Origin of the sequence: Brevibacillus borstelensis (assembly GCF_037834415.1) — a bacterium.
Classification (GTDB): Bacteria; Bacillota; Bacilli; order Brevibacillales; family Brevibacillaceae; genus Brevibacillus; species Brevibacillus borstelensis_A.
On sequence record NZ_JAUMSJ010000002.1, the window covers coordinates 314,169 to 330,503 of the forward strand.

17 protein-coding genes are annotated in these 16,335 nt (G+C 55.7%); 2 read left to right on the forward strand and 15 right to left on the reverse strand.

What is annotated here, in order from left to right:
- The first annotated feature begins 254 nt into the window (after positions 1-254).
- Together Q3F21_RS03275 and Q3F21_RS03280 are read left to right on the forward strand one after the other, a co-directional pair.
- Positions 255-1,526 carry a haloacid dehalogenase-like hydrolase gene (locus Q3F21_RS03275; RefSeq protein ID WP_425341206.1) on the forward strand — a complete coding sequence of 424 codons (1,272 nt, stop codon included), beginning with the start codon at positions 255-257 and terminating at the stop codon, positions 1,524-1,526.
- 621 nt (positions 1,527-2,147) lie between these two features.
- Positions 2,148-2,450 (forward strand): hypothetical protein, encoded by a 303-nt coding sequence (locus Q3F21_RS03280; protein ID WP_340250038.1) that lies wholly within the window; start codon positions 2,148-2,150, stop codon positions 2,448-2,450.
- Between the two features lie 556 nt (positions 2,451-3,006).
- Here the strand turns inward: Q3F21_RS03280 and mdh are convergent.
- The 15 genes from mdh to eutL all read right to left on the reverse strand — a co-directional run bounded on the left by mdh (position 3,007) and on the right by eutL (position 15,882).
- Positions 3,007-3,945 carry a malate dehydrogenase gene (gene mdh, locus Q3F21_RS03285; RefSeq protein ID WP_340250039.1) on the reverse strand — a complete coding sequence of 313 codons (939 nt, stop codon included), beginning with the start codon at positions 3,943-3,945 and terminating at the stop codon, positions 3,007-3,009.
- A gap of 79 nt (positions 3,946-4,024) precedes the next feature.
- A complete protein-coding gene (gene eutC, locus Q3F21_RS03290; protein WP_340250040.1) occupies positions 4,025-5,038 on the reverse strand; it encodes an ethanolamine ammonia-lyase subunit EutC in 1,014 nt (337 codons plus the stop codon).
- A 19-nt stretch (positions 5,039-5,057) separates the two neighbouring features.
- Entirely contained in the window at positions 5,058-6,419 is a 1,362-nt protein-coding gene (locus Q3F21_RS03295) for an ethanolamine ammonia-lyase subunit EutB (protein WP_340250041.1), read from the reverse strand.
- Positions 6,420-6,421: 2 nt separating this feature from the next.
- Positions 6,422-7,894, reverse strand: a complete 1,473-nt coding sequence (locus Q3F21_RS03300) for an ethanolamine ammonia-lyase reactivating factor EutA (RefSeq protein ID WP_340250042.1) — start codon at positions 7,892-7,894, stop codon at positions 6,422-6,424.
- A 167-nt stretch (positions 7,895-8,061) separates the two neighbouring features.
- Positions 8,062-8,652 (reverse strand): ANTAR domain-containing response regulator, encoded by a 591-nt coding sequence (locus Q3F21_RS03305; protein WP_340250043.1) that lies wholly within the window; start codon positions 8,650-8,652, stop codon positions 8,062-8,064.
- Positions 8,624-10,087, reverse strand: coding sequence for a sensor histidine kinase (locus tag Q3F21_RS03310; RefSeq protein ID WP_340250044.1), 1,464 nt, complete (start codon positions 10,085-10,087; stop codon positions 8,624-8,626). The genes Q3F21_RS03305 and Q3F21_RS03310 overlap by 29 nt, the downstream gene beginning before the upstream one ends.
- Before the next feature lie 95 nt (positions 10,088-10,182).
- On the reverse strand, positions 10,183-10,626 hold the full coding sequence (locus tag Q3F21_RS03315) for a EutP/PduV family microcompartment system protein (RefSeq protein WP_340250045.1): 444 nt from the start codon (positions 10,624-10,626) through the stop codon (positions 10,183-10,185).
- Positions 10,623-10,964 carry an ethanolamine utilization microcompartment protein EutS gene (gene eutS, locus Q3F21_RS03320; protein ID WP_003388593.1) on the reverse strand — a complete coding sequence of 114 codons (342 nt, stop codon included), beginning with the start codon at positions 10,962-10,964 and terminating at the stop codon, positions 10,623-10,625. Before eutS ends, Q3F21_RS03315 begins: the two co-directional genes overlap by 4 nt.
- Positions 10,965-10,967: 3 nt before the next feature.
- Positions 10,968-11,255, reverse strand: a complete 288-nt coding sequence (locus Q3F21_RS03325) for a EutN/CcmL family microcompartment protein (protein WP_340250046.1) — start codon at positions 11,253-11,255, stop codon at positions 10,968-10,970.
- A gap of 4 nt (positions 11,256-11,259) precedes the next feature.
- A complete protein-coding gene (locus tag Q3F21_RS03330) occupies positions 11,260-12,078 on the reverse strand; it encodes a hypothetical protein (protein WP_340250047.1) in 819 nt (272 codons plus the stop codon).
- Between the two features lie 6 nt (positions 12,079-12,084).
- Positions 12,085-12,864 (reverse strand): phosphate propanoyltransferase, encoded by a 780-nt coding sequence (pduL, locus tag Q3F21_RS03335; RefSeq protein WP_340250048.1) that lies wholly within the window; start codon positions 12,862-12,864, stop codon positions 12,085-12,087.
- Positions 12,865-12,870: 6 nt separating this feature from the next.
- On the reverse strand, positions 12,871-13,158 hold the full coding sequence (gene eutM, locus Q3F21_RS03340; protein ID WP_003388597.1) for an ethanolamine utilization microcompartment protein EutM: 288 nt from the start codon (positions 13,156-13,158) through the stop codon (positions 12,871-12,873).
- A gap of 62 nt (positions 13,159-13,220) precedes the next feature.
- Positions 13,221-14,714 carry an acetaldehyde dehydrogenase (acetylating) gene (locus Q3F21_RS03345; RefSeq protein WP_340250049.1) on the reverse strand — a complete coding sequence of 498 codons (1,494 nt, stop codon included), beginning with the start codon at positions 14,712-14,714 and terminating at the stop codon, positions 13,221-13,223.
- The gene (locus Q3F21_RS03350) at positions 14,711-15,214 is read right to left on the reverse strand and encodes a BMC domain-containing protein (RefSeq protein ID WP_340250050.1); all 504 of its coding nucleotides are present in this window, start codon (positions 15,212-15,214) and stop codon (positions 14,711-14,713) included. The genes Q3F21_RS03345 and Q3F21_RS03350 overlap by 4 nt, the downstream gene beginning before the upstream one ends.
- 17 nt (positions 15,215-15,231) lie before the next feature.
- Positions 15,232-15,882: an ethanolamine utilization microcompartment protein EutL gene (gene eutL / locus Q3F21_RS03355; protein ID WP_340250051.1), complete on the reverse strand. Its 651-nt coding sequence runs from the start codon at positions 15,880-15,882 to the stop codon at positions 15,232-15,234.
- Positions 15,883-16,335 lie beyond the last annotated feature (453 nt).

Below are 16,335 nucleotides of genomic sequence, written 5' to 3' on the forward strand. Positions count from 1 at the left end.
TTTTGGAGCGCAATGAAAAAAGGTAAATGAGAATGGAGAATGTCATTGAAATCAGGCGAGTAATTATGTATTCTTTATAAAAGTCTATATTTTCTGACGATGTTGGTCGTTTACCTGTGGAAGCGTTTGTCCACGGGTAAGCGGCTTATTTTTTTGAGGAGGTGGAGAGCCAAAGAAGCGAACCTGCCGTATTGCATTTTCCGACATTTGAGCTGAGAGGATGAGGACGAATGTTGTTCACACACAGTAAAAGCATGAGACGGGGTTTCTTTGCGCTGTTGCTCTGTTTCTCCCTGGTATGCGTACAAGCCCCTGCATGGGCCGTAAAGGAACCGGTCCAACAAGCACAATCGCTGGACAGGGGGAAGTGGGCGCCGGCAACCTACCAGGCTGTACAGGATCTGATTGACAAGCACGGTGTGAAAAGCCCTTCCTATAACCCGGCGAAAAAGCCTTACGCCGTATTTGACTGGGACAATACGAGCATCATGCACGATACCGAAGAAGCCTTGTTTGTCTATCAAATCAATCACCTTGCCTTTAAAATGACGCCTGAGGAGTTTGCCAAGATTATCCGCACGGATGTACCTGCAGGTCCCTTCTCCGACGAGTACAAAAACGACGACGGCCAGCCGGTGACGCTGGATGACATCGCCGCCGATTTGGAAGCCGACTATACCTTCCTCTACAACCAGTACAAAGGCTTGAAAGGGACCAAATCGCTGGAGGAAGTCAAGGCGACCGAGCAGTTTGCCGATTTTCGCGCCAAGCTCTATTTTCTCTATGAAGCGATCAATGGAACGCACGGCAGCAGTATCGGCTATCCGTGGGTCCTGTACTTGTTTGCCAACATGACTGCCCTAGACGTGCATGCATTGGCCGAAGCCTCGAACGATGCCAGTCTCGGGATGGCGATCGAAAAAGTTTCCTGGTCAAGTCCGAAAGCGCTTCCAGGTAAAGCGGGAGTGATCACGGTGTCCCATACCACCGGACTGCGCTTGACCTCTGAGGTCGCCAATCTGATGAACACCTTCCGCTCCAACGGCATCGACGTGTACGTCGTCTCCGCTTCCCTGGAGGAGGTCGTGCGGGTATTTGCCACCTTGCCCAAATACGGGTACAACCTCCCTGCCGAAAACGTCATCGGCATGCGTTTGCAGGTGGAAAACGGGAAGTTCAAGCCCGTGTACGAGAAAAACTATCCTTTCACCGTTCATCATGGGAAAACAGAAGTGATCGAGTCGGTGCTGGTCAAAAAATACGGGCATGGTCCGATCTTTATCGCTGGCGACAGTATCGGGGACTATGAAATGATGACGGAGCTTGACAGCGTAAAGCTGGTGCTGATCGTGAACCGGGTCAAGGGGGGAACGATTGGACAAGCTGCCGCCAAGGCTGCGGCGCAAATGGGCAAGAACAATCCGGCCTTTGTTCTGCAGGGGCGCGATGAAAATACGGGGATGTGGATTCCTTCGGAGTCTACGGTCAAGCTGGGGAAAAAGGAAGCGCAATTGCTGGCGGATTAAGGCGTTTCTGGAATGCGGGGCTATGTATGCTTTTGGCTGCATGCATGGCTCCCGCTTTTTTGTTTGCCGTTCGCAAGAACGTTATTTTGTTTGTTTCGGTTGAACGGGCTTTTGGTGCAGGAGATGAAAAAGGAGAAAACGGCTACAGGTTCGGTGGGACACTGCATGCGGGGATTCACTGTCCGGTTCCATTCCAAAAGCGGAACCGCGTCCAAAAGTAGCTGTTTCAAGGAAGTTTCTCAGGGTTGGACGCTAAAAGCGTGTTCCGCTTTTGGAATGAAGCCTGGGTGGTGTCCCAAAAACCTTCGCCGTTTTCTCCTTTTTCATCTCTGCAGCTGTTGGTTTCCATCAAAAAACCGTAAAAAAAGCCGTTCGGGCATATACCCGAATGGCTTTGCGAGAACCTCGCTTGCAAGGAGAGCTTTCGTTTATGGCGAAAAAATCCCTTTTCAGCTTACTGACAAAGCATGCCATGAGCCTTAAGACAACCTGAAATCTCCCGCACGCTTTTTAGCCCGATGAAAGCAGTTCTGCTCGCCAGAGAAGCCTGTTTCCAGTCGGAGCGACTAGCGGAGTCCGGCCCAGCGGAGCAGGGATCCCGAGGAAACAGAATCGCAACCTATGAATCCTCTTCGGAGCTGCGCGCCGTTTTGCGATTCCCTCGGGATCACTGCGGAGCGGACAGTCCACGCTTCCTTGCGGGACGCAGACCGGAGCGGAGACTGGAAACAGGCTTCTCTCCACCACAGCCGCTTTTCTTTGTTGGTGGTTGGACAGGCTTTGGGGGAGGAGATGAAAAAGGAGAAAACCGCTCATGGTTCGGTGGGACACTGCGTGGGGGCTGGACTGTCCGGCTCCATTCCAAAAGCGGAACCGCGTCCAAAAGCAGTCTACTCAAGGCAGCGTCTCAGAGTTGGACGCTAAAAGCGTGTTCCGCTTTTGGAATGAAGCCTGGGAGGTGTCCCAAAGACCTTCGCCGTTTTCTCCTTTTTCATCTCTACAGCTGTTGGTTTCCATCAAAAAACTGTAAAAAAGCCGTTCGGGCATACACCCGAACGGCTTTGCGAGAACACTTGCTTGCAAGGAGGGCTTTCGTTTATGGCGAAAGAACCCTTGTTAGCCTACTTCCAATACTCTCCATGAGTCTTAGACAACCTGAAGTATCCCGCACGCTTTTTAAAGCTGGAAGAAGCAGTTCTGCTCGCCAGAGAAGCCTGTTTCCAGTCGGAGCGACTAGCGAAGTCCGACCCAGCGGAGCAGTGAGCCCGAGGAAACAGAAGCGCAACCTATGAATTCACTCCGGAGCTGCGCGCCGTTTTGCGATTCCCTCGGGATCACTGCGGAGCGGACAGTTTCCGCTCCCTTGCGGACGTAGACCGGAGCGGAGACTGGAAACAGGCTTCTCTCCCCCACAGCCGCTTTAAGAGCAGGCCGACTAACCAAGCAGTTTCTTTTAGATCTCCAAGCCTCAGCCTTTCGCTTAATTCAGCGCAGCCATCACATTCCGCACAGAAGCTACCGACTTGTCCAGTGCCGCTTTTTCATCGGCTGTCAGGTCCAGCTCGATGACTTTTTCGATTCCGTTGCCGCCGAGCAGGGTAGGCACGCCGAGATACAGGTCGTTGTAGCCGTATTCACCCTGCAGATAAGCAATGGACGGAAGGATGCGTTTCTTGTCTTTCAAAATGGCCTCGGCCATTTGCACGATAGATGCGGCTGGAGCGTAGTACGCCGAGCCGTTGCCGAGCAGTGCGACGATCTCGCCGCCGCCTTTGCGGGTTCTTTCCACGATCGCCTCCAAACGGTCTGCAGGGATCAGCTTGTCGAGCGGAATGCCGCCTGCGTAGGAATAACGGAGCAGTGGAACCATATCGTCTCCGTGTCCACCCAGTACGAACCCGGTCACGTCTTCCACCGACACGTTCAGCTCCATCGCCACGAAGGTGCGGAAGCGCGCGGTATCAAGTACGCCGGATTGGCCGATAACGCGGTTTTTCGGGAAGCCGGACGTTTTGTAGAAGGTATAGGTCATCGCATCTACCGGATTGGACAAAATGATGACAGTCGATTGCGGCGCGTGTTCTTTTACCTGTTCCGCCACGGAGCTCATGATGGCCGCATTGGTGTTGACCAGATCGTCACGGGACATGCCCGGTTTGCGGGCGATTCCCGCAGTGATGATGACCAGATCGGACCCGGCGATATCCTTATAGTCGGAGGTCCCGGTAATCGCGGCATCGAAGCCCAGAACAGGCGAGGATTCCATCATGTCCAGCGCTTTCCCCTTTGTCGGGTTTTCCAACTGCGGGATGTCGACCAATACGATATCACCGAGTTCCTTTTGCGCCAAAATAAACGCGGTCGTGGCTCCGGTAAAACCGCTGCCGATCACGGCGATCTTTTTCCTTTTGAATGTCATCTCAAACGTCTCCTCTTATTCAGTTTGCCGTTCAAAGCTGATCGTTCATTTTCTTTGTTCATTTTTCATTGTCCACTAGCTACAAAACCAGCTTCACGCCGCTCGCCTTCTGCTCCAGCATTTTGCTCAAAATCGTCCCGATATGGGCCCCGGCCTCTACCGGTGACGTGCCCTGACGGTGGATGTTGGAAATCACGGTGCGCTCGGACTCGACCATCCCTTTGCGCGGGCGATAGCACATGTAGGCGCTCATGGAGTTGGCCGTGACCAATCCGGGACGTTCCCCGATCAGCATCACGAGTACTTCCGGCTGCAAAATCTCGCCGATGTGGTCCATGCTGGCCACGCGTCCGCCTTTTACAAAGAAAGGCGTCCCCCAGCTAAGACCGTAGCTTTGCAGCGAATCGTAGAGGGACGGCAGCACATCTCGCAGGTTGGCGTCGACAGCGCTGGCGCTCAGGCCGTCGGAGACGACGATTTGCACCTGCGGCTTCTTCTGGCAGCGCTCCTCCAGCAGCCGTACACCTTCTTCATTGATGATCCGCCCCATGTCGGGACGCTTCAAGTAGTTTTCCGTATTATCGTATTTCGTCTCCACCGTAAACAAGGAAAACTCGTTGAGCGTCTGTTCGTTAACCTCTCCGTACACCGCATCCACCGCAGCGGCGTGATCGCGGCGCAGCTGGAGCATCGTTTTGGTCAATGGCCTAACGCCTGCTCTCCATACCCCGATCCGGGCCGGTGTGCTGGCCAGCAGCTCCTGCATACCTTCCTCGTACTTCGGATTTGGCACCTGGGAGGTTCGTTCAGGCTCCGCTGACGCTTTGGGTGCAGCGCCTTCACCGGAATGCGTTTGGGAAAAGTCTGCGGAGGATGCTGCCGAAGCTGGCGAAGCCGCTCCTGTTCCCGCCGGCCGGTCGGCCGTTTGCCATCTGCCGGCTTCCTGAGCCGGCGTTTGCTCTCCTGCCGCCGCAAGCGCTGCCTGCTTTGCCTCCGAGGATTGCGACTTCGTGCTGCCCGCTCCCATCTCGCCCAGCTTCTTTTCCAATTGCTCAAGAACCTTGTCGACTAAAAAGTCTAGCTGTCGTTCCATCCGTCCTCACCTCCATTCCTTACATAAAAATCGTCGGATCGCCTGCAATCGGGGTCAGCTTGCCATTTTCCATGATGCCCATTTTTTCCAGCCACTTTTCAAATTCCGGGGCCGGCCGCAGACCGAGCACCTCGCGGAAAGCCGCGATATCGTGAAAGCTGGTCGACTGGTAGTTGAGCATGACGTCGTCGGCCATGGCCACGCCGATCACGAAGTTGACGCCAGCTGCCGCGAGCAGAATGCCGAGATTGTCCATGTCGTTCTGGTCTACTTTCATATGGTTCGTATAGCAGACGTCGCAGCCCATCGGCAAGCCGTGCAGTTTGCCCATGTAGTGGTCTTCCAGACCGGCGCGGATCACCTGCTTGCTGTCGTAGAGGTATTCCGGTCCGATGAAGCCTACGACTGTATTTACGATAAACGGATTGTACTTCCGGGCCAAACCGTAGCAGCGGGCCTCCATCGTCACCTGGTCGATGTCAAAATGCGCCTCCGAGGAAAGCTCTGAGCCCTGCCCGGTCTCAAAATACCAAAAGTTCGGCCCTGTCGACGTGCCTTCTTTTCGCATCAGATCATCGGCCTCATTGAGCAAAGCGACGTCGATCCCGAAAGCACGGTTGCCCTTTTCCGATCCGGCCAGGCTCTGGAACATCAGGTCGGCCGGAGCCCCCTGGCGGATCGCCCGCATCTGCGTCGTGACGTGAGCCAATACGCAGTTTTGAGTCGGGATGCTCCACTTGGTCATGACTTCCTTGGTCATCTCCAGGATGTCCTTCACGCTGTCGGATGTATCGATAACCGGGTTGATGCCGATCACCGCATCGCCGATCCCGTAGCTGAGGCCCTCGTACAAAGCGGCCTTGATTCCCTGCACGTTGTCGGAAGGATGGTTCGGCTGGACCCGGGCAGCCAGTACGCCTGGTTGACCGATGGCGATATTGCAGTGCGTGATATTTTTGATCTTGGCCGCTGCCGTGATCAGGTCCAGATTGGACATCAACTTGGCGGTGGCGGCGATCATTTCGCTCGTCAGTCCGCGGCTGATCCGTTTGATTTCGCTGTCCCCTGTCTGATGGCTCAGGATGTATTCGCGCAGCTCGGCAACGCTCCAGTTTTTAATTTCACTATAAATTTTTTCATTGATGCCTTCCTCAATCACCCGGGACACTTCGTCTTCCTCGGGCGGAAGCAGCGGATTGTTGCGGATATCGGCCAGCGTGAGATCAGCCAGCACCTGCTTGGCCGCCACCCGCTCCCGGGAGTCCTGGGCGGCGATTCCCGCCAGCTGGTCACCCGACTTTTCTTCGTTTGCTTTTGCGAAAATCTCTTTTAAATTGCGAAACTGGTAGGTTTGCCCCAGAACAGTTGTCTTTGTATTCATTGTTACACCCCTTTTTGCGGCGCTTCATCAAATGCCAGCGTTTTGACGATGACCGGGATGATGCTTCCCGAGATCGGCTCTCCCAAGTCGATGTAATCCCCGTACTCGACCCGCACCTGATCGATGCAGATGATTTCCGGCTGGCCCTTGCACCTGAGCGCCAGCGCCTGGCCCAAGGCCTTGGCCATATCCGTCTCGCACACCACGATCATGGTCCGGCTCTCCGCGAATTTCTGCCTGTACTGCTGGGACAGCTCTTCTGCAATCGTCTGAAGCAGGGAGTACGAGCAATACGTGATGCCGGAAATGGCGAGAGCGAACGGACTTCCCGTCGTCTTTTCAAACAAGCGCAGAGCCAGATCGTACACATCCGAGACTTCCCGGCGAAGCTGCTGCGGGTCACTCAGATGCCTCTCGGTCAATTCCAGCTTGACGATCGGCACGTTCCGGATCGGCAGCAGCTCCGCTTTGATATGAACAGTCGAACCGCTGATCTCCGTGCTTTGCATGCCTGCCCCAATGACCGTGGCCCGCACCGTTTGTTCCGGGTCGATCCACTGCATCGGGTACGCCCCCGCTTCCCTTTCCTGCCGCAGGGCCCAGGCGAGCATCGGGCCGAAATCGCCATATCGGCTGACATCGGAAATCGTCTCCGGTTTGGGTGCCGACATCAGCTGGCCCACACCGCCGGAGATTGAAAGCTCGTCGACAGACACGTTTTCCTTCAAAGGCTGGCCCAGCACAAGCAGCCCGGAAACCTGCCGTTCCCGCCCGCTCAAATAGTCGAGCATGCCTCTGGCCATCTGTATGGAAAAGTCCTTGATCCGCTCGTACGTCAGCACTTCTCCGACAGTGATTGACAGGCCTTTGGCATTCAGCCATGCCTGGATGTTTGGAGAGACGTATTGCACCTCTCCTTGCGGGCTCAGACGCAGCAAGCGTCCGCCTACGTGAAACGTCACCGTAGCAATCGCCTTCCCGCGGTGAAAACAAGCGGCATTCGCCGTGCCTCCCCCGATGTCGACGTTGACAATCGTTCCCTGGATAGCTACCGAACGCCTTTCCGCGCCCGAACCTTTCCCCGCCAGCACGCCTTCCAGATCGGCCCCTGCCGTCGCCACCACGAAGTCTCCTGATCTTTCCGCGAGCAAGTGCAAAATGTGCTGCGCGTTTTTCTTGCTGGCAGTTTCTCCGGTGATGATGACGGCACCCGACTTGATGTCGCCGAGACTGATTTTCGCCTGCTCGTATTCCTTTTGCAAAATCGCTCCGATCGCGTCCGCGTCGATCTCGTCAAAACCGTGCAGGGGGGTCGTGTGAACCTTGCTCGCATATAGCAGCTGGCGTTCCACGATTTGATAACGCGGAAGGGAGAATGTACTCGACATCCTCCCGAGCCGCAGCCGGCTGACGATCATCTTGGTCGTGCTCGTCCCCACATCTATACCCACGCTTTGGATCCATTGTTCATCCATCATGAACCTCCTTGAAGCAGTGGCATTCTAAACGAAAAGGCGCCTGAAAACCGCCGGATCGCGTCATGGAACCGGCTGATTGTCAAAGCGCCTTTGCTTTCCTATTCATTTGCGGATAACTCCGGGTTTTGAAGTTCGGAAAATGTTCCGACTCCCCCCTGTGTCTTCTACACGGAAGCGGAGTAGACCTGTTCTCCCGCGAGAATTTCCTCCGCCAGCTTCACCAGGGGCATGCGCCGTTGCATGCTGACTTTCTGCATCCACTTGTAGGCGACATCCTCTTCCAGGGCGTGTTGGGTCATGATCATCCCTTTTGCCTTCTCGATCTTCTTGCGGTCCTCCATCTTTTGCTGGATGTCCTTGATGTCTTTTTTGAGAGAGACTACCTTCTCTTTCTGGCTCAGGGCGATCTCGACGGCAGGGATCAGGTCGTCTTCAGACACCGGCTTTACCAAATAGGCGGTTACGCCAGCCTTGCGGGCATCCTGCACCAGCTCCCTCTGGCTGTACGCGGTAAGAAGAAGAATGGAACAATCAGAAAAGGAGCGAATGATGTTGCTAGCTTTGATGCCGTTCAAGACCGGCATTTTCACATCCATAATGATCAAATCCGGCTTGTGGCGGTGGGCCTGAGCTACGGCCTCTTCGCCGTTTTTCGCTTCGGCCACTACCAGATACCCTTCCGCCTCCAGCATCTCGCGCAAGTCCATGCGGATAATCGGTTCGTCATCAACCACCATAATTTTCGGCTGTGTCATCCTGTTCATCTCCCTTATGCAGCGGATAGAGGATCGTCACCTCTGTTCCATTGCCCGTGTTCCTGAAATGAATCGTTCCCTCCAGGTCTTCCTTGACCAGAGTGTCCACGATCTTCAGCCCCAGATGCCCTTTTTTCAACAGCTGCTCCGTATCGTCCATGCCGACACCGTTATCGGTTACGGACAGGCTGACAAAATCGTCCTTGGGAACAAGCGAGACAGTGATGGTTCCTTCCTGCCGATCCCGAAAGCCGTGGATCATGCAGTTCTGTATCAGCTCCGTCACGATCAGGGCGAAGGAGGTCGCCTTGCTGGACGGCAAACATACGGATTCGCCCGTAATGGTTACTTGTATGCTCTGCTCTGAACGTCTCATGGATGAGACGATTATTTTCGATATTTTGGTCAAAATGTCTTTGAAATCGATCAGCTCCAGCCCGTCCTGGGCCAGATATTCATGAATGATGGCAATGCTGTTGATCCGGTTGATGCTCTCCCGGTACACCTTTTCAATTTCTTGCGATTGCGAGCGGCGCATTTGCAGCCGCAGCAGACTGGATATCGTCTGCAAGTTGTTTTTCACCCGGTGGTGAATTTCCTTGATCACAGCCGATTTGATCATCAGCTGCTTTTCTTTTTCGCGGATGTCGGATATGTCTCGCAGGAGCACAATCCCTCCCCTGTCGTCTGGCTTGCGGGCAACCGAAACCGCTTTCAGCAACAGAAAGGTTTTTCCTCGCGACAGCTCTTTCTGGATAAAGCCACCGCTCCTGACGAAGCTTTCCGGAGAAAGCAGCCAGGAAAAGATGCGTTCTACACTTTCCCCTTTTTCCGGCTGGGGATACCCGATCGAAGCGAGCAGCTCATGCGCCCGCCGATTGGCGTAGGAAATATTTCCCTGGTAATCAAACAGGATCATGCCCTCGTGCAAAAGCGAGGAGATCGGCATCTCCGGTTCGGCAAACTGCATCAGCGTTTCGCTGAGATGCTCAGTCGTCTCTCTCAAAAGCTCGACGCTGCGCTCTTGCTCTACTTGCTTGGAGATATCCTGTTCGGTGATGAGCGTCCCGATCGTCTCTCCCTGTGCATTGCAGATCGGGGTGACGCTCTGCCTCATCACGACCTGCTCCTGGGAAACCCCGCGCGAGCCGATCACCGGTTTGCCGGTAGTCAGACAGTACATCACAGCCGGCTCATTGATCGCGGTGGCCAATTGCCCGACGACCGAGCCTTTGTACAGCGATTTTGCCGTACGAGGGGATGCCTCGGCCACTACCAGTGCAGAGCTTCGGTCTGCCGTCAAACAGTCGATAAACATGTCCGCCTGGTACAAGTCCGAAAAAATTTGCAGCTTGTCAGCCAAATCCTCCAAAACCCGAATGTCCTCGTCTCGCAGCGTTGTTTGCGATTGGCAAAGCTCTCGTAACATTTGCATCTGATCCCTCTTTACCGTCCGATAGTACGCATCATAATTCGATGAAATGAAATCTATTAAATTTTCTCACATAACATCTCGGACGAAAAGGAAAACTAGCGAGTTTCCAACCTTTTCAAATGCTCCATCAGCTCGGGAATGCCTTCCTTCGTATACGCGGAAGTGGGAAAAATGACGGCATTTCCGATGGACTGACGGAGAAACGCTTCCGCCCGGGCCACGTTGGCAGCGGGATGATCGATTTTCGTGATGACGCCGATGCACGGCTGAGGAAAGCCGGATGCAAAACCCGGCGGAAAGTAGTTTCTCTCACGCGTCGCGTCCTGTACCATCAGGATCGCACCCGCCTCCAGGGACGTCGCCATCAGCGTCCGGTAGTACATCGGATTTTCGCTGTACTCCCCAGGCGTGTCGATCAGCCAGTCGCGAAACTCCAGCGCTTGCGTTTTCCTGGCAGGCTGCTCGTCGTTGAACAGCGCTTTGACCAGAGAAGACTTGCCCGCCTCGATCGCACCGATGATCATGACCCGCTTTTTCATGACTTCGTCACCAGCGCAGGGGTAAAGCGCAGTTTTTCGCTCAGTACGCGATTGACGGCGTCTACCGCCATTTCCACCGCAGAGACGTCGCCAACGACGATCAGCGAGCCGGTAAAGCGGTCAAGAAAGCCGAGCTCCACATTGGCTGCCTTGGTGGCGATGTCGGCCGCGATAATCGCGGTCTCCGTCGGAGTGAGGGTCAAAATGCCGATGGCACCCGCTTCGTTGATACCGAGCTTGGTGTACAGCATTTTGTCTGGATTGGCGATCACGTGGGCCAGCGTTACCTGTTTCCCCGGCACAAATTCCTGGATGACGCGCGAACGTTCCTGTTCCATACCCTATCCCTCCCCTTCGGTCGCTCCCGGCACCTCAAACGAATCGACGATGCCCACAATGGCGGCGTCGATCGGTACGCTGTTGGAGCCAAACAGGATGCGGGCAGGCGTGCCTCTGGAGACAATCACCTGCTCGCCGATTCCTGCTCCGATCCGGTCTGCGGCAATCACGGTTTGGCCGTTGTCCCGCCCGTTCCAATCGACGGGCTGAACGACCATCAGCTTCAGATTTTCCATCCCGCTTTCTTTTTGGGTGGCCCATACGCTGCCGATCACTTTTCCCAAAAACATGCGATCACCCTTTTCCCAGATAGGAGACTGTTACCCCGCGTTCTCTCAGACTGTCGTAGGCCAGGGGAGAAACAATCGATCCCTGCTTGACGTACAGAGTGGTGTTGCGGAGCTGCGGCTGCGAGCGAATCCAGTCAGCCGTCAGCAAGCGTCCCGAAAAAACCGCTTCTGTCTCGTCCAACGCTGTCAGTACTGGCTGGCCCGGGGCCGCTTCCTCTTTTTTCTTTCCTGCGTTCAGCTTGGCGATGACTTTGTCGGCCAGCCGCTTTTGCTCGGCAAACTCCACGCCGAGCTCCTTCATCTCCTGCACGTGGCGGTGAAACAGCTTTTCGTACGCAGGCGGCAATGTTAGCGTAGCCAGCGTGCGGCGGTCCGCCCGCTTGATTCCGGGAACATCGGAGCCGACTAGCACGAACTTGCCCGTCACCAGCGCCGAGAAAACCAGCTCGGCCTTGATCGTTCCCTTCAGACCGGTCGCCACTCGGGCGGCGTTGTCCAAATCAATTTCCGGAATGACGATCCCCGCGTATTCCTTGGGGACTTCGAGCGGGATCGGCGCGTATTCATCCGCCGTCAAAATCTTCCCGGCTCCGCCGCACTCGATCTTGTGCATGCCCAGCCAGCTGGAGGTCTCTCCGTCCAAAAAGAGAATGTCGTGGCAAATGCCGTGATTTTTCAGTTGAATAAAATGATCCGCAAACGCTTCGTGCGCCTGGCTGTCGCAAAAGACGTACAGGACGCGCGGAGCCGGCGGCTTCTTCTCCTGGTTCATCGATTGCAGGATTTCCTTGGTGATGGATGCCACCATTTCCCTGATATCCATGGTGTATTACCTCCCTTGACGGGTGTAGAGCTGGCCGTTCTTGCCGATGACCTTTACCCGGTCGCCCGTTTTCAGGTTGGCTGCGTTGCCTTCGTCGAGATCGACGTGAAAATCAAGCGCAAAGCGCGGATTCACGCGAACCACCACATCCGGATAGATGATCGGACGCTCGCCAGTCGTCTCCAGAATCAGCGAATCGCCATCCTGTACCTGATACTCCTGCGCCTCGGCCTCGGACATGTGCACGTGCCGCTTGGCTACGATCACGCCTTTTTCCAGAATCCGCGAGCCTTTGGCCGTCACCAGCACCAGGCCGGGTGTCCCCTCGATGTCGCCTGACATTCGTACAGGTGCGTGAACGCCTAATTGAAAACCATCCGTGCGGGAGATTTCCACCTGGGTCGCGCCCCGGGCCGGTCCCAGAATGCGGACCCCGTGAATGGAGCCTTTGGGTCCGACGATCGTGACCGTTTCCTGGCAGGCAAACTGGCCGGGCTGCGACAGCTCGCGAAGAGGGGTCAGCTGATAACCGGGACCAAAGAGCGCCTCCACATCTTCCGGCGACAAATGCACATGCCGGTTGGATACACCGACCGGGATATAGCGCTCCGGCTGACTTTGGACGGCAGGCTGCAGATGTTCTTCAGACGATTTCACTTCAATCCCTCTTCCCTTTAAAAAATCGGCCGCTGCCGGGGTTAATTTGTCCCCTTTCTCCAGGAGAAAGGGGTTGGGAATACCGCTTTTATGCATTGCTCGCAAGGATGTTTCTGTAATGACCGCCATACGGCATTACCCTTCGAGCTTCGGCAGAATCAGTTCAATGTCGCCGTGCGGACGCGGGATGACGTGAACGGATACGAGTTCGCCTACTTTTTCTGCTGCTGCCGCGCCTGCGTCAGTGGATGCCTTTACTGCGCCTACATCGCCGCGGACCATAACGGTTACCAGACCGCCGCCGACATGCACCTTGCCGATGAGCTTCACGTTCGCTGCTTTCACCATTGCGTCCGCAGCTTCCACTGCCCCTACCAGCCCTTTTGTTTCCACCATGCCCAATGCTGCCATTTCTCCTGCCATTTTCTATTCCTCCTTAGATAATGTCTTTACATTTTTATGGGTATTGATTTTGTTCACTTTGATTATGCCTTTGCGGTCATTTCCGCCAGCACCGACTTGATGATGTCTTTGATCTCATCCCGGCTCAGGCCGACGTTGAGAGACGATACCGCCTCCAGAGCCGCTGCTTCCGTCGCGGATGTTGCCGCTGCAGGCTGGGACGGGGGCATCTCGCGGATGCCAAAGGCGACGCGCTTGACGTTGAGCAAATGCTGCGGCCCGATGTTGTCGGACGTGATGTTGTTCCCAAACGAACCGCATCCGAGCGTCAGCGACGGCTGGATTCCGGTCGTCGCGCCGATGCCGCCAAAGGTGGTGCCGGTATTGACCGCAATCCGAGATGCCGGCTGGGCGAGGCCAAATGCCGTGATGACGGCTTCATCCTGCGCGTGAATCCCCAGCGTATGGCCGAGTCCGCCCAAATCCAGCAGCTCCCGGCAGCGCTTCGCCCCTTCTTTCCAATCCTGGACCGTATAGAACCCGAGGATCGGAGAGAGCTTTTCCACCGACAGCGGGAACGCCTTGCCCACCTGTGTTTCTTCCCCGATCAGCACGCGGGTGCCCGTCGGGATGGAGATTCCCGCCAGCTCCGCGATGGCTTGCGGGGAGCGGCCCACGACCTTGGCGTTGAGCGAGCCGTTGATCATGATTACCGCAGCCACTTTTTCCTTCTCCTGCTCATTCAGGAAATAGGCTCCTTCCCGCTGCAGCGCCGTCACTACCTGGCGCTTGATCGACTCGTCCACGACCAGTGCCTGCTCGGAGGCGCAGATCGTGCCGTAGTCAAACGTCTTGCTCTGCACGATGTGTTTCGCTGCTGCAGCCACGTCTGCCGTATGGTGAATGTAGACCGGCACATTTCCGGGGCCGACGCCAAAGGCGGGCTTGCCCGAGCTGTAGGCCGCTTTCACCATCGCCGTACCGCCCGTAGCCAGAATGACGTCGGTCAGCTTGTGCTTGATCAGTTCATTCGTCGCCTGCAGGGTCGGTTTGGTAATGCAGTGGATCAGCCCTTCCGGCGCGCCTGCGCGGACAGCCGCTTCCGCCATCAGCCGTGCCGCTTCCAGCGTGCACTTGGCCGCGGACGGATGCGGACTGAAAATGATGGCATTCCGCGCTTTGAGCGCGATCATCGATTTGAAGATCACCGTCGAGGTCGGATTGGTCGAAGGGACGATTCCCGCCACGATTCCCACGGGCTGGGCCACTTCCCAGACCTTGTTCTCTTCGTCCTTTCGAATGATCCCTACGGTTTTCCGGTCCTTGATCGCTTCGTAGACACGCTGTGCGGCAAACAGGTTTTTCATCCGTTTGTCCGGCACATTTCCAAAGCCGGTCTCTTCCACGGCCATTTTGGCCAATCGCTCCGCCGCTTCCTCGCCCGCTTTGGACATCGCGGCGACGATCGCATCCACCTGCTCTTGGCTGTAGGTCTCAAGCTTGGCCTGGGCTTCTTTTGCCGCTGCGAGGAAGGTACGTACCTCCTGAACGGAGTACAAGTCAGCATCCAGCATCATTTGTCATCTTCACCTCCATCTTTCCGCTTCGCATCCAGATGGCGAATCAGGTCTTCTTTTTTCGCCGCGTTGATCTCTTGCTGAGAAAGCGGGAAGTCCGCATAGGTGCGGGCCAGCTTCCTCAAATCGTTGATCGACATGGCGTGGAGCTCCGAAGCTTCTGTAACGTCTGCCGCCGATTGCCCGGAAGCAGCTTGCGTTGCTGTTTCCTTTTGTCCAAACAGCTTTTTAATCATCTGCGGCACAGACTCGTCCGGACGCGGTATGACGTGGGAGTGCAGCAGGCGTCCAACCCGCTTTGCTGCATCCGAACCCGCGTCGACTGCGGCCTGAACCGACGAGACATCGCCGATGACGTAGACGGTGACAATTCCGGCATCTGCACCTTCGTAGGTAACCACCTGGACATCCGCCGCTTTGGCCGCGGCATCTGCGGCCGCTACCAGCGCCGGAAAGCCCAGCGTCTCGATCATGCCGAGCGCATATGCATGAGCACGCATTTACATTTCCTCCCGCTTTAACGTTTTACTGGCCTGGAAGCGACACTTCGCACCGCTTCGGCAAACGCCTGAGCTGCGGCGCTGCAGGCCGACTGGCTGCCGGTCAGGAGCGCTCCCCCGAAGTTGGTTTCCGTCGGCGGGCCGAAGAATTGCGTAAGCTCCACGTCCGCCGCCTTGAGCGCGGCGTCGATGCCGTACATGGCTTCGAGGGGCGGCGCGATCAGATAGGCCAGCGGTTCGCCCTCGGGGATGCCCGCTACCTGCGACAGATAGCTCCCTGTTCGCGACACGACGTGAGCGTAGTAAGCGTGCGATCCTTCCTCGTTGAGCGAATAAAAGCAAGCCCCGCTCTCCATGAAAGCAATCGCGGCGTCGAGTCCGCTTTCGACCTCGGAGGGAGTAGCGCCTCCGATCACGCCGATAAACTCTCCTGACAAGGGTCCGGATGCATGAGCCGAGCCCGCGTAAAACGAACGGGCGTAGACCACTTCGACTGCCGCCTTTTTCGTCGCCTCGTCGATGGCTGTGTAGCCCACGTCGTCGATTGTCGCTGTGAGAAGCCCCAAGCTTCTGATGTGCGGAGCTACATTCAGCTTCTCGGCCAGCCGCGGATCTACGTTGGGGATCAAGCGAACGGCCAATGGCGTCGCTCTGATCGGTTTGTCCATGACTGTCACGCTCCTTTCCGGCAAAGGCACCGACCCTTTGCCAAAAAACGCAAAAAAGGTGCCGAAACACATGGGCGTAACCCTCGTGTTCTTGGCACCTTTGCCTTTGATTGTTCACTTGTCGTAAAAAAGAAAGAAGTGGGGAAATTCTGTTTACTTCCCGTGTCTTCACTTTATTATAGCCCACCTGAAAATGCAAGCGTTTTCTTCGGTTTTTCCTGTGATTTCCGGTATCTGCGGAACGATTGGGCACTCGTCTTGGCTTCGTTTTCCCGTTTTATCGTTTTACGTTTTATCGTTTTTCTCATTTTCGCAGCTTTTTCTTTTCTGACAGCGAGGTCCCTGCTGTTTCAGAAGACCGAACTTTACTGCTACTTACAGACCGCTTGTCTCTTTGGAGAGCAGCGGTCTTTTTTTGCTAAAAAAATGGCGCCTTGCCCAAACCGCAGGGGG

Bases quoted from the DNA above. Each gene is read 5' to 3' on its own strand.
- Q3F21_RS03315 (WP_340250045.1), bottom strand. From the start codon at position 10,626: ATGAAAAAGCGGGTCATGATCATCGGTGCGATCGAGGCGGGCAAGTCT.
- mdh (WP_340250039.1), bottom strand. From the start codon at position 3,945: ATGACATTCAAAAGGAAAAAGATCGCCGTGATCGGCAGCGGTTTTACC.
- Q3F21_RS03280 (WP_340250038.1), top strand. From the start codon at position 2,148: ATGAATCCTCTTCGGAGCTGCGCGCCGTTTTGCGATTCCCTCGGGATC.
- Q3F21_RS03325 (WP_340250046.1), bottom strand. From the start codon at position 11,255: ATGTTTTTGGGAAAAGTGATCGGCAGCGTATGGGCCACCCAAAAAGAA.
- eutC (WP_340250040.1), bottom strand. From the start codon at position 5,038: ATGGAACGACAGCTAGACTTTTTAGTCGACAAGGTTCTTGAGCAATTG.
- Q3F21_RS03330 (WP_340250047.1), bottom strand. From the start codon at position 12,078: ATGGATATCAGGGAAATGGTGGCATCCATCACCAAGGAAATCCTGCAA.
- eutS (WP_003388593.1), bottom strand. From the start codon at position 10,964: ATGGAACAGGAACGTTCGCGCGTCATCCAGGAATTTGTGCCGGGGAAA.
- Q3F21_RS03300 (WP_340250042.1), bottom strand. From the start codon at position 7,894: ATGGATGAACAATGGATCCAAAGCGTGGGTATAGATGTGGGGACGAGC.
- eutL (WP_340250051.1), bottom strand. From the start codon at position 15,882: ATGGACAAACCGATCAGAGCGACGCCATTGGCCGTTCGCTTGATCCCC.
- pduL (WP_340250048.1), bottom strand. From the start codon at position 12,864: ATGGCGGTCATTACAGAAACATCCTTGCGAGCAATGCATAAAAGCGGT.
- Q3F21_RS03305 (WP_340250043.1), bottom strand. From the start codon at position 8,652: ATGACACAGCCGAAAATTATGGTGGTTGATGACGAACCGATTATCCGC.
- Q3F21_RS03295 (WP_340250041.1), bottom strand. From the start codon at position 6,419: ATGAATACAAAGACAACTGTTCTGGGGCAAACCTACCAGTTTCGCAAT.
- Q3F21_RS03310 (WP_340250044.1), bottom strand. From the start codon at position 10,087: ATGCAAATGTTACGAGAGCTTTGCCAATCGCAAACAACGCTGCGAGAC.
- Q3F21_RS03350 (WP_340250050.1), bottom strand. From the start codon at position 15,214: ATGCGTGCTCATGCATATGCGCTCGGCATGATCGAGACGCTGGGCTTT.
- eutM (WP_003388597.1), bottom strand. From the start codon at position 13,158: ATGGCAGGAGAAATGGCAGCATTGGGCATGGTGGAAACAAAAGGGCTG.
- Q3F21_RS03275 (WP_425341206.1), top strand. From the start codon at position 255: ATGAGACGGGGTTTCTTTGCGCTGTTGCTCTGTTTCTCCCTGGTATGC.
- Q3F21_RS03345 (WP_340250049.1), bottom strand. From the start codon at position 14,714: ATGATGCTGGATGCTGACTTGTACTCCGTTCAGGAGGTACGTACCTTC.